Origin of the sequence: Desulfobulbus rhabdoformis (assembly GCF_016919065.1) — a bacterium.
GTDB lineage: Bacteria > Desulfobacterota > Desulfobulbia > Desulfobulbales > Desulfobulbaceae > Desulfobulbus > Desulfobulbus rhabdoformis.
In genome coordinates this window covers 69,431-81,838 of the sequence record NZ_JAFFQA010000020.1, presented here as the reverse complement: position 1 = coordinate 81,838, position 12,408 = coordinate 69,431, and the positions used below count along the sequence as shown (strand labels likewise).

The 12,408-nt window shown below is 46.6% G+C and carries 8 protein-coding genes, 1 tRNA gene and 2 pseudogenes; 4 read left to right on the top strand and 7 right to left on the bottom strand.

All coding sequences use genetic code 11. The annotated features are described in order from the left end of the window. Positions 1-500 precede the first annotated feature (500 nt). Positions 501-1,382 carry an AraC family transcriptional regulator gene (locus JWJ90_RS12020; RefSeq protein ID WP_205227467.1) on the bottom strand — a complete coding sequence of 294 codons (882 nt, stop codon included), beginning with the start codon at positions 1,380-1,382 and terminating at the stop codon, positions 501-503. Between the two features lie 305 nt (positions 1,383-1,687). Between JWJ90_RS12020 and JWJ90_RS12015 the strand changes: the two genes are divergently transcribed. After that, entirely contained in the window at positions 1,688-2,839 is a 1,152-nt protein-coding gene (locus tag JWJ90_RS12015) for an iron-containing alcohol dehydrogenase (protein WP_205227466.1), read from the top strand. A 719-nt stretch (positions 2,840-3,558) separates the two neighbouring features. Here JWJ90_RS12015 and JWJ90_RS12010 read toward each other — a convergent pair. Both JWJ90_RS12010 and JWJ90_RS23955 read right to left on the bottom strand, forming a co-directional pair. After that, entirely contained in the window at positions 3,559-3,885 is a 327-nt protein-coding gene (locus tag JWJ90_RS12010; protein WP_205227465.1) for a HigA family addiction module antitoxin, read from the bottom strand. A gap of 9 nt (positions 3,886-3,894) precedes the next feature. Then, a pseudogene (locus JWJ90_RS23955) lies at positions 3,895-4,174 on the bottom strand (type II toxin-antitoxin system RelE/ParE family toxin). A 514-nt stretch (positions 4,175-4,688) separates the two neighbouring features. Here JWJ90_RS23955 and JWJ90_RS23225 point away from each other — a divergent pair. Next, a pseudogene (locus tag JWJ90_RS23225) lies at positions 4,689-4,877 on the top strand (IS3 family transposase); the annotation flags it as partial. A 15-nt stretch (positions 4,878-4,892) separates the two neighbouring features. Here the strand turns inward: JWJ90_RS23225 and JWJ90_RS11995 are convergent. After that, positions 4,893-4,978: transfer RNA gene (locus JWJ90_RS11995), tRNA-Leu, on the bottom strand. A gap of 309 nt (positions 4,979-5,287) precedes the next feature. Between JWJ90_RS11995 and JWJ90_RS11990 the strand changes: the two genes are divergently transcribed. Continuing rightward, positions 5,288-6,274, top strand: coding sequence for a potassium channel family protein (locus JWJ90_RS11990; protein WP_205227464.1), 987 nt, complete (start codon positions 5,288-5,290; stop codon positions 6,272-6,274). Positions 6,275-6,609: 335 nt separating this feature from the next. Here JWJ90_RS11990 and JWJ90_RS11985 read toward each other — a convergent pair whose 3' ends face one another. From JWJ90_RS11985 to JWJ90_RS11975, 3 genes are read right to left on the bottom strand one after another with little or no spacing between them, the layout of a single operon-like run. Next, complete coding sequence (locus JWJ90_RS11985) at positions 6,610-7,791, bottom strand: pyridoxine 5'-phosphate synthase (protein WP_205227463.1); 1,182 nt, start codon at positions 7,789-7,791, stop codon at positions 6,610-6,612. Positions 7,792-7,793: 2 nt separating this feature from the next. Then, positions 7,794-8,831: a PhoH family protein gene (locus JWJ90_RS11980; protein ID WP_205227462.1), complete on the bottom strand. Its 1,038-nt coding sequence runs from the start codon at positions 8,829-8,831 to the stop codon at positions 7,794-7,796. After that, positions 8,800-9,663 (bottom strand): thioredoxin domain-containing protein, encoded by an 864-nt coding sequence (locus JWJ90_RS11975; RefSeq protein ID WP_205227461.1) that lies wholly within the window; start codon positions 9,661-9,663, stop codon positions 8,800-8,802. Before JWJ90_RS11975 ends, JWJ90_RS11980 begins: the two co-directional genes overlap by 32 nt. A gap of 547 nt (positions 9,664-10,210) precedes the next feature. On the opposite strand from JWJ90_RS11975, the gene JWJ90_RS11970 reads away from it, so the two are divergent. Then, complete coding sequence (locus JWJ90_RS11970; protein ID WP_205227472.1) at positions 10,211-12,382, top strand: adenosylcobalamin-dependent ribonucleoside-diphosphate reductase; 2,172 nt, start codon at positions 10,211-10,213, stop codon at positions 12,380-12,382. Positions 12,383-12,408: the final 26 nt, after the last annotated feature.

The following is a 12,408-nucleotide window of genomic DNA, read 5'->3' as shown; positions in this document are numbered from 1 at the left end:
CGGTGCGGTAGACTGCTGTCTACGATCAAAATGGCCGGAAGGAGAAATCCTTCCGGCCATCTACGTTGGAAAAATAGCTGGTAATTATACGTGAGAAACATGTTGGACGGGAACTTGAGAATCTACAAATGCGTGTTTCGGCCGACCACTAATTACGTAGTTTCTCAAAAACAAACACATCTTCGCAAGCGAGTTCAACAGTGGTCTCGTGCCTGCGGGGAAGAATCGGCAACAGATGTGTATCAGTTGAGGGAATCTTGAATAATTGCTTTTTCTGCCAATCTCGCTGAGTCTGGCGCTTACCTCGTTATGCGAAAAATTTTATCCTCGGAATATCATGTATATGCCTGCGGTAAAATTTTTCGCAGGCCTTGATCTTGATTGAAAAATCTAATTATTCAAGGCACCCTTGAGTCAAAACGATTTCCGTTTGAACAAAAATGCCAAAGTGACAAGACTTGTTGATTGATCTGTATTAGCCACTAGAAGCGTGTCAGTTACTAAGTGTTACGTAATTCTTTGATAAGGTCAGCAGGGGTTTGCCCAAAATATCGTTTAAACTCCCGGCTGAATTGTGACACACTCTCATACCCAACTTTATCAGCTGCAATATAGGCCTTCATTTGGTCATTTCGTATAAAGTCCCGAGCTTTGCTCAATCTTATTTTCTTCAGATATTGGCCAGGGGAATCAGATGTAACGCTTTTAAATGCCCTGTGAAAAGTTGATACGCTCATACCGGCCATGCTGGCTAATTGCTCAACATCGAGCTTTGATCCATAATCACTGTGGATGGTTTTCAATGCTCTGGAAACACTTGCAAAATTACCCGTATGTGTTGCCAGGGCGAAGAGAGATGATGCCTGGGTACCGCAGAGCACTCGAAACAGTATTTCCTTAATCAATCCCGGACCCAGAATTTTGGTCTCAGTTCTGGATTGAAGGCATTTTAAAAGCCTGCACACTGCATCAAACATATTTTCGTCCATCTGTGCAGGTCCCACGCCTTTAGGTCTTTGGCTCAATTTCGTATTTTGTATTCCATTGCTTTCTTCCAATTGTCCGATCAGCTCATGCAGAACCGACATGTCGATGTCTATATAAAGGCCAAGGAATGGGGCCTCAGGTGTCGCAAAGGTCTCACATTCAAAGGGAATCGGGACCGAGGTAACAAGGTAGTTATTGGCATCGTACTGAAACACCATGTCGGCTAGGTACCCTTTTTTACTTCCCTGAGCGACGATAAAAATTCCCGGATCATAAATCAGTGGTGTACGCGGGGTATGGTTGTTGGATTTAAAGAAACGAACCCCATCCAGGTTTGATTCGGTAAACAATTCTGGTAAGTCAAATCGTTCAAACAGCTCGATCATCTGATACATATTTTATCCTGTTTTGCTGTTTGTTTGAAGCTTGTAAACAATTTTGCATGGCATATATAAGCAAGATATTCACATTAAAGGCAACGATAAAAGTTTTATTTGACAGAATAAGGCAACATTTAAGCAGGATTTGGTATTCTCATTTTTTCTGAGTTCGCGTATTTTCTCCTTCAATTCTGCTACGGGATAAATAAGCCCGCGGCAATGAGCAATCATGACAGCTATGGACGGCATGAAGCTTGAGCCCAACCGTCTAGGTCAAATAAAAACATACGTGAAATGATCACCAAGAGGAGAAAACTAAAATGGCAAAATTTATCGTTCCAAAAGAAATTTTCCACGGATTAGGTAGCATTGAAAACCTTAAAGAATTAAAAGGGAGCAAAGCTGTAGTCGTTATCGGAGGTAACTCTGTTAAAAAAAATGGCGTGTTGGAAAAAACCCAGAACCTTTTGTCTGATGCTGGAATAAAATCTGCTGTTTTCGGCGGAGTGGAAGCTGACCCATCAATAGAAACCGTGCTGAAAGGTGCCGAGGTCTTCACTCAGGAACAACCTGATATCATTATAGGTTTAGGCGGATGTTCAGCAATTGATGCAGCTAAAGCGATGTGGATTTACTATGAATATCCGGAATCAAAACTCGAAGAGCTAGCGGCCCCGTTTTCAGTTAAGCCCCTGCGTAATAAAGCTTACTTCGTTGCCATTCCCTCAACAAGCGGTACCGGGACAGAAGTTACAGGTCTTTCTGTAATTACAGATAGACAGAAAGGAACTAAATATCCTATCGTTTCCCACGAACTAACCCCCGATGTGGCCTTTGTCGATGGTGAGCTTTGTGCGAGCATGCCCGTCAATGTTACTGCAAATACAGGCCTTGATGCACTGAGCCATGCAGTGGAAGCCTATGTGTCTAATATTGCAGACAGGTATAACGATTATCTCGCCAAAGGTTCCATTGAATTGGTATTTAACAATCTCAAGACTGCTGTAGAAGAACCAAACAATCTGGAAGCCCGTCAATCCATGCACGACGCTTCCTGTATGGCGGGAATGGCATTCACCAATGTATGGCTGGGTATTGTTCACTCAATGTCTCATCAGATTGGCGGAACTTTCCACGTTCCCCATGGTTGCGGCAACGCAATCCTGATGCCTAATGTGATCCGATTCAACTCAAAAGCCACCGGGAAATACTCTGACCTGGCAGCCGCTTTGGGAAAATCAACTGCTGAAGAATTTGCACAGGAAATTTCAGATCTCCGTGCGTCAGCCGGTGTTGCCGGCTCTCTCAGAGAGTGTGGTATTGAGGAAAAAGAGTGGGAAGCCAAGCTGAATACTCTTGTAGAGAATGCACTGAAAGACCCTTGCACTCTTTTCAATCCAAGAAAGCCTGTCTTTGAAGAGATCAAGGCTATTTATCAAGCTTGTTATGATGGTACAGTGATAGACTTCTAGACCCGATTACCAAAATATAAAGTAGATATAAAAATAACCGGACGGAGGATTAAAATTCTTCAGTCCGGTTTATTTTTAGGGTGTCTTGAATAATTTGATTTTTCAATCAAGGCCAGATAAGCGCAGACTTCGAGGATTGCGCAAAATTTTACCACAGGCATATACATGATATTCCGAGGATAAAATTTTAAGCATGACGAGGTAAGCGCCAGACTCCGCGGGATTGGCAGAAAAAGCAATTATTCAAGATTCCCTTTATTTATACTACCAGTTATGCCCCCCCACGGGGGGGCGAACAGTAGGCTCTATCGGCTATTTTGATTCAGATTTTGACAGGGCTGCGGGGTACGATCGACAGGAGAAGATTTGACTAATAATAATCCGCTCCATCGAGCCTGCACTGTTTGCAGGGACTTGATTACGCTATTGTTAGCGTAAATTTTATTATGTTATGTAGTTGTTAACTATGAAAAAACAAGCGAGTATCAAGAGTGGCGTCAATGAACCTGTGCAAATGACAATATTTACTTCATTCTTATTCATTGCAGCTGAAGGATATCTCCCTAGGGAAATGAACTTTAAAATAAGGTAACCGAGATAGAAGAAGATAATGTTTATGAGGAACAGTTGAATTATCATTTTTAACAGGTGCCAGATAATTCCACATATTCCTTTTATGATATCTTCAGCATTCATCGGCTATTTTGATTCAGAAATAACTATACAGAAGGTTGATAACGCTTGCCTTGCGAAGCCTGGTAAGGCTTGACCTCTTTCTTGATCTGCAAGCCAACTTTTTCTTGGGCAACTTTCATGTTGTAACGTAGTTGGAGGTTGAGCCAAAACTCCGGCTCAATACCGAAATATTGACCAAGCCTCAGCGCAGTGTCTGCAGTTATTTCTCTTTTTCCACGAACAATCTGATTTATGCGATTTGGGGGAACATTGAGATCTCTTGCTAATTGAGCTTGTGAAATATCCATAGGCTCTAGGAACTCTTCGTACAGGATCTCGCCAGGGGATATGGGAGCAAGTTTTTCGGCCATTTTTTCACCTCAATGATAATCGACTATTTCGACATTATGCGCATCCAATCAATCCATTCGAAGCAAATTCGTCATTGATTGTTGATGCGTATAGAATATTGCCCTTTTCGATCTCCTTTTAATGCCTCTAAACGATTTCCCGGTGGGACGCGCAAACTGTGTCAAGAGATAGAGCCGCATTCAGGATTTCCAACTTGATACGAGCTTTTCTTTCGATTTGGCGAAGTTTTTTTACGCCGTAGTCGTTAAACAATTTTTCCGTATCTTTGCACTTAAAAGAGGCTATCATGGTTTACTTGATATGACGTGTTACGTCATACGTCAATATTTTTCCTGGAGCCTAAAGTGGCCAGGGGAGAAAGAACATTATCAATTTGGGCCAGACGAAAATCCTTATCTGCCCTTCGTTATGCTTCACCGTACCTCAATGAAAGACTGAGACCAGGAAATAAGGAAGGCCACGCCGCTCGAATATCGCGAGGGAAACCGGAGGAGGGATATCGCCCCCCCAGATCGGCTATTTTGATTCAGATTTTAACTGGGCCGCGGGTTACGGCCGACAGTTATCTTAACTTGCACGCAGGCATATACATGATATTCCGAGGATAAAATTTTAAGCATGACGAGGTAAGCGCCAGACTCCGCGGGATTGGCAGAAAAAGCAATTATTCAAGATTCCCTTTATTTATACAATCAGTTGAAGCTTAGCGATGCCAGTTCCTCATTCCTTGACAAAGGTGTTCAGATGGAGGTGGTACACTTTTCATCGCCATTTTGGGTACAATTTTATTCTGCCACTGACAAAAGTCGAAGCAATACACGGAGAGGTCTTTGCCATCCGTGATGAAATGTGTCAAACGGTATTTGGATATATTGAAGTCGACTACAACCGAATTTGTCGAAACAGCGCCAACGGCTACATCAGCCCGGAAGAATTTTGGACAAAAAAGTCAATTAGAAACAAAAACGGCCACTCAGCGATTATACGCTAAGTGGCCGATATTATTTGGTACCCGGAACGAGAATCGAACTCGTACAGCCTAAGGCCGAGGGATTTTAAGTCCCTTGCGTCTACCAGTTCCGCCATCCGGGCAAAGATGCGCATTTATACACTTCCCAGCGTTCTTTGTCAAACGGAGATGTGCCGGAAGCTTGTGCAGCCCAGCAGGTTAACGGTGGCTTTTTGTGAGTGTTATATGCTATTCTGTCTTTTGGTAAGCAATTATCAGGACTTCCTTTTTTTTCAGGTAATTATCGGGCCCATCCTTCGACTAACTTCCCAGTGGGGATACGCTTTTATCTCACTGTATAGAGGAGTATCTGGGGGTAATCACAGGAGGCTGAATGGTCTCCTTAACCCGTGAGAGTTTGCCTGGTATTTTTTCAAATATTCGCTGAGTTCATGAAAAAATTTCTTATTATAACCCTCATTTTCGTAGCGCTTCTGGTTGGTGGTACTGTTGGCTATATGTACCTGGAAAATACCGGCTTTTGGATGGGGTTATATTTGACCATTATCACCATTTTTACGGTGGGCTATGGTGATATCGTTCCCATTCATCCTGCCGGAAGGATATTTACGGTATTTCTCGTTATCACCAGCGTCAGCTTTGTGATGTATGTTTTCAGTAAAATTACCGAGACCATGGTCGAGGGAAATTTGCAGGGGCTGTATAAGAGGAGAAAAATGAACAAAGAGATCGCCCGGTTGCGGGATCACTACATTGTCTGTGGATATGGGCGTATTGGCAAGGAAATCTGTAAGATCCTTCAAGAACATGGCCGACCTTTTCTCGTCATCGAGATGGATGAAGTGGAGTTGAATGCCCTTGACGAGATGCACTATATATGGATCAAGGGGGATGCTTCTGATGACGATGTTCTTTTGAGTGCAGGCATTGAACGAGCCAAAGGATTGGTTTCGGTGGTTGCCTCAGATGCGGATAATCTCTACATTACCCTGACCGCACGTGGTCTGAATAATGATCTTTACATCATGGCCCGTTCAAGTGGTGGGCGAGGCGTGCGAACCAAGCTCAGAAGGGCCGGTGCCTCAAAGGTGATTTCTCCCTATTCCATTGGTGCCCGCCGGATGGCACATCTGATAGTGCGGCCCACGGTGACTGATTTTATCGATTTAACCATGCGTGCCGGTGAACTCGATTTGATTATGGAAGAGTTACGAGTGACGGAAAATTCGCACATGAACGGGAAAAATCTAATCGAATCGGAGATTCGAAAACGTTACGATGTGATCGTGGTGGCAATAAAAAGATTAGATGGCACCATGCTCTTTAACCCCAAACCTGACTCAGTGATTAAGGCTGAGGATATTTTAATTGTGCTTGGGGCAAGTGAGCACATCATTGGACTTGGCAAAGAGATGTGAGAAAAAAATAATTGTTGCTGAACCGTTGGAGCGTTCATCAGCAGATCATCTTCCTTGCTCGCAATACCCCGATAAAAATACTAAGAATACTAAGAATACTTTAGGGTGTCTTGAATAATTAGATTTTTCAATCAAGGCCAAGGATTGCGCAAAAATTTTACCGCAGGCATATATATGATATTCCGAGGATAAAATTTTAAGCGTGACGCAGGGATTGGAAGAAAAAGCAATTATTCAAGATTCCCTTTAATCGGCTTATTCTAACCAACGAAGCTAACGCACCAATGAATGCTCACGGGATTAGTTTTTTTTGCATCTATTGCGTTGATTTCCTCTTAAGAAACTGAACGTACAATGGCAAGCATCTCCCGCACGGCCTGGTCCAAGCCGACCATAACCGCACGGCTGATTACGGCGTGGCCAATGCTTAATTCCTCAATAAAGGGCAGGGCGGCAATGGGAGCCGTGTTGCGGTAATCGAGCCCGTGTCCGGCATTGACCCGTAAACCGGATTCAAAAGCCAACTCAGAGGTCTGTTCGATCAACTCAAATTCCTTAGCCTGCTTTTTCTCGCTATCGGCATCGCAGTAACGCCCTGTGTGTAACTCGACAAAGGTAGCCCCTACATCCACGGAAGCCTGAATCTGCTCGGCGTCGGGATCGATAAACAAGGATACCGGAATGCCCGCCTTGCGCATCTTATTGATGGTTTTGCCTAGTTTTTTGGCATTGCCGATCACGTCCAATCCACCTTCAGTGGTCAACTCTTTTCTTTTCTCCGGGACCAAGGTGATCATGTCCGGCACCAGATCGAGGGCTATATCAACAATCTCTGGTGCGTTTGCCATCTCGAGATTCAGTTTGGTTTTCACTGTCTGACGCAAAAGGCGAACATCACGGTCCTGGATATGGCGGCGATCCTCCCGCAGGTGAACCACAATGCCTTCTGCTCCGGCTAACTCACAGATGCCTGCTGCGAGAACAGGGTCCGGTTCTGCACCGCCTCGAGCCTGGCGAACTGTGGCCACATGGTCAACGTTAATGGCAAGAAAAGGCATATTGATTCTCCTTTGGCTGTGCAACAGCTTAAATAATTCTTTTTCAAAATCCCACATGCGGACCGCCTCTTCTTCGGAGCGTTCATGGTCAAAACCAATGAGGTGGAGCATGCCGTGAATAATTAACTCGACAATACGATGATGGAGGCTGTGTCCCTCGGCCAGCGCCTCACGCCGGGCCGTATCCACTGAAATAAGGACATCCCCCAATTCGTTATCCGGGACGACAAAGCCGGGATCGCCTTCGCTTGCTGGAAAGGAGAGGACATTTGTCGGCCCCTGTTTTTGCCTATATTGCTGGTTGTATGCAGCCATTTCCTCGTCGCTTAGCAGCACGAGGCTGACCTCGGTTTTGGAAAGTTCAAGTAAAAGCTGCAACTGTTCGGCGCGGGCAACCAGCAGCCGCTGATTGAGCTGCAGGAGAGCAAGAGCGGGACTGAGGCTCAGGTGGACAGCCATAATCAACTCTCCTTGGGGGGGGGTGGAGTGCGCTTGTTTTCCTGCAGTTCATACGCGTGGATAATTTCCTGCACCAAGGGGTGGCGAACCACATCGGATTTGGAAAAATGGCGGAAGCTGATCCCTTTGATTCCGGTAAGGATTGTTTCTGCCTGAATCAGGCCGGATCGTTGGGAGCCTGGCAGGTCAATCTGGGTGATATCACCGGTGATGACAGCCTGAGAGTCGAAACCAATGCGAGTTAAAAACATCTTCATCTGCTCGCGGGTGGTGTTCTGGGCCTCATCGAGAATGATAAAGGCATTATTTAAGGTTCGCCCCCGCATGAAGGCAAGGGGAGCGACTTCGATAACACCACGCTCGCTTAACTCAGATGTTCTCTCCTGGCCCAACATATCATTGATAGCATCGGTCAGGGGCCGCAGATAAGGGTCGACTTTTTGAGCCATGTCTCCAGGGAGAAAACCGAGTTTTTCGCCAGCCTCAACCGCGGGACGGGTAAGGATGATCTTGGAGACCTGTTCTTTGGCAAGAGCCGAAACAGCCATGGCCACGGCCAGATAGGTTTTGCCAGTACCTGCCGGGCCAATTCCAAAAACAATATCGTTTGCACGCATGGCCTCGATATAGAGTTTTTGGTTGACTGATTTGGGCGAGATAATCCTTTTTTTTGAGGTGATGCAGACCTTGTCCATAAAGATTTCTTCCAGCCTCGCTTTGGGCGAGGATTCAAGAATCTTAAGGCCAAAGGCTATGTCCTGACTGAAAACAGGATAGCCTTTGAGCAACAGGCCATACATCTGTTCCAGGGTGGAGGCTGCCAGTTCAACAGCATGGGCCACCCCTTCTATCTGGACCTCGTTACCCCGAGCATGCAGGGAAACGCCGGTGGCCTGTTCGATGGTGTGCAGATTGCGATTGAGCTCGCCAAAGAGTTGCTGGGCGATTCGATTGTCGGCAAAGGAAAGTTCTCGTGTGGTCTCAAGGTTGAGTGCAGCAGTCTTCAACTTATTTATCTCCGGCAGCTGCAAAGGCCTCATCAACCATCTTCTGCAGACCTGCAAGCGAACGGTCACGTACCGGCTTGGTGTTTATAAACAGGGAAGGCGTGGCAGAAATATCCGCCTCCTGAGCATCGCGGGCATCTTTTGCAAGCTGTGTCTGGGTTTCTGGGCTCTCCAGGTCTGCATGGAATTTATCCATATTTAAACCGATTTTTTTGGCGGTTTCTTCGACTACGTTCTCGTTCCAGTTTTTCACTTGAAAGAGGGCATCATGCATTTCCCAGAATTTACCCTGGCGTTGGGAAGCAATGGCTGCCAAGGCGGCTGATTCGGCGTATTCATGCATGCTCAGGGGCATGTGCTTAAAGACGAGGCGCAGCTTGTCTTTGTTTTGAGTCAGTAACTGATCGAGGGCTGGTTCAAGGCGACCGCACCAGGGACACTCAAAATCGGAAAAAAGCACCAGGGTCACGGGGGCATCGATTTTGCCACGAACAGGAGCACCGGTGATATCTATTTTTTGATTAAAACTGATACTCAGAGCGCTGTACGTTTTGTCTTTTTGGCTGGTGACGAAAAGCAGATCTCCTCGGGCGCTGATATCGATGGCGTTGATATCCGGGGTAACCGGCATCACGCCAAGCTGCCTGCCGTTGGGGTCAAATATATAGATGCGGGCATCATCACCAAGGATGAAGACACGTTTATTATCAAGAGATTGGGCAACATCGAGGGGCCTCGCTGGAAGAGACCAACTCATTTCTGCCGTCCAGTTGAGCGAACCATTGGAGCCGCTTTGTATTGCTGCCTGGGCGGAGAAGGAAAGGGGTAAAAGAAGAGAGGCGGAAAGAATAAGTTTTTTGAGCATAGAGTTTGACTTCCTTTCTTGAAAAAGGGTTAGGGATGGGCAGGTGGCCCCTTGGCTGATAAAAAAGTGGATGATAGGTGTATGTTGCTGAAATTATATGGATATACAACATCGTTCAAGCAAGGTTCTATCACTATAATGTTCAAGGCCTTAATTCGCAAGCGGCAAGCTTTCTTGAGAGACAGGCAGCATGAATTTCTTTTATCTGAATCTGTGACGGCGGTTTGAGGAAAAAAATGTTTCTCAATGAAAAAAATCCTGGTAATAGAGGCGATTTTTGCGCAAAATTTATAGATCTTGTTGAAAACAGGATGTTTTGAAAAAACACTACATGTGGGATGTTTTATTGTTGATACTCTCTATATGTTGTGATAATCTTCCGTCGCCCAACTGAGGGCAATCCAAGAAAATTTCCCAGATCACCATATCGACGAAAAGTTCGACACCGCAAGGTTTTGCGGTGATCCTGTCATTCATTATCGGGTATTTTACCCCGTTATCGTTGCACCATTGAGATGGTCCCATGAACACTAGCAAAGAGGAAAACATGACCAGAAGCATTACCCGTCAGCAGCTTACCGAAACCGCAGAGACTGTTCTCGAGAGGAGGTACTATCTGAAGGATGCAGAGGGCAAACCGCTGGAAAACTGGGAAACCCTTTGCCGTCGGGTCAGCAATGCCGTGGCCCTGGTCGACGAGGATCAGCCAGATTATGAAGGGTTGGCAGATCGTTTCTTCACCATGATCTATTCGCTTGATTTTTTGCCCAACTCGCCCTGCCTGATGAATGCAGGGACTGATCTTGGCCAGCTTTCCGCCTGTTTTGTGCTGCCGGTGGAAGACTCAATGGACGGTATTTTTACCTCGATCCGCAATGGTGCCCTGGTCCACAAGACAGGCGGGGGGACAGGCTATTCCTTTTCAAGGCTCCGCCCGAAAAATTCCTCGGTCCGTTCCACGCAGGGGGTTGCCTCCGGACCTCTAAGCTTTGCAGCAGTCTTTGATGCCGCCACAGAAACTATCAAGCAGGGCGGGAAACGCCGTGGTGCCAATATGGGCGTGTTGCGTGTTGATCATCCCGATATCATGCAATTTATCACGGCAAAAGAAGACCAAACCCGTTATACCAACTTCAATTTCAGTGTGGCCATTACCGATCTCTTCATGGACGCAGTCACCCATGATCAGGAGTACGACCTGATCGACCCGTCCAACGGCCGTGTCATTGAATCCCTGCGTGCCCGTGAGGTGTTTGACAAAATTATTGATCTTGCCTGGCATAACGGTGAACCAGGCGTGCTCTTCATTGATGCGGCTAACCGTGACAATTCCACCCCTCAGCTTGGAAAGTTTGAAGCCACCAACCCCTGTGGTGAGCAGTGGCTGCTGCCCTATGAATCCTGTAACCTGGGGTCAATTAATCTAGGTCAGTATGTGAAAGAAAAGCAGGTTGATTGGGAACGTCTTGGTGAGACAACCCGTTTGGCTGTTCGCTTTTTGGATAATGTTATTGACTGCAATCGGTTTCCGATCCCGGAAATTGCAGAAATGACACAGAAAACGCGCAAAGTGGGCCTGGGGATCATGGGGATGCACGACATGCTCATCCAGCTTGAGCTCCCCTACGGCAGTGAAGAAGGGCGTGAGGCTTCCGCCAAGGCGATGGCCTTTGTTCGTAAAGAGGCTGAGGCCGCCTCTGTTGCCCTTGCGGCCATGAAAGAACCGTTTCCCGCCTACGACAAAACGTTTAACAAGTACCCGCCACGTCGTAACGCGGCCATGACCTCGATTCAGCCCACTGGCACGGTGTCCATGATTGCAGATTGCGCATCGGGTTGCGAACCGTATTTTTCCATTGTCATGATTAAAAACGTCATGGATGGCGATCGGCTGTTGATGGTCAATAAGCTTTTTGAGAAAGTGGCGCGGGAAGAGGGGTTTTATTCCGAAGAGGTCATGGAAAAGGTCGCCTCTTCTGGAACCGTTGTCGGCCACAAGGAAATTCCCGAGCGCTGGCAGGAGATCTTCCGTACTGCTCAGGATATCAAACCCGAGCAACACATTCGCATGCAAGGGGTTCTCCAGCAAAGCGGTGTGGATTCCTCCATCAGCAAAACCATCAATCTCCCCTCATCCGCCACCCAGGATGATGTGCGCACTGCTTACATGTTGGGGTTTGAGCTTGGCTGTAAGGGGCTGACCGTGTACCGCGATGGTTCCCGCGATCATCAGGTGCTCAACACGGTTGCATCCAGCTCGGACAATACGGCTGTCGCATCATCCCAGGGACTGGTACAGAAGGCAACCCTGCCTGATGTGCTCAGCGCTAAGCGTTACCGGCTCAAAGATATCAACCAAGAGACCATTTACCTCATCGTCTGCTTTGATGAGGACGAGAAACCTATGGAGGTCTTTGCCAAGTTCCCCTTTGATAACCGGGTTGATTTGAAAGATAAATCCACTATGTGGACCACCACCTGCCGTCTGGTCTCGTTGGCTTTACGCTACCAGATCCCAATGGATGAAATTATTAAACAGCTTGATCGTTCCTCCGGACACATGCTTGATCTACCGGCACAGTTGGGTAAACTGTTGAAATCGTTTATGGCTGCCACTCAGCACGGATTTGCCTCTATCTGCCCAGAGTGTCAGGGGAAATTGCTTTTTGAGGAAGGGTGTGAGGTGTGTAAGGACTGCGGGTATTCGAAGTGCTCGTGATCTAAGCTGGATTTTACAGGTAATAG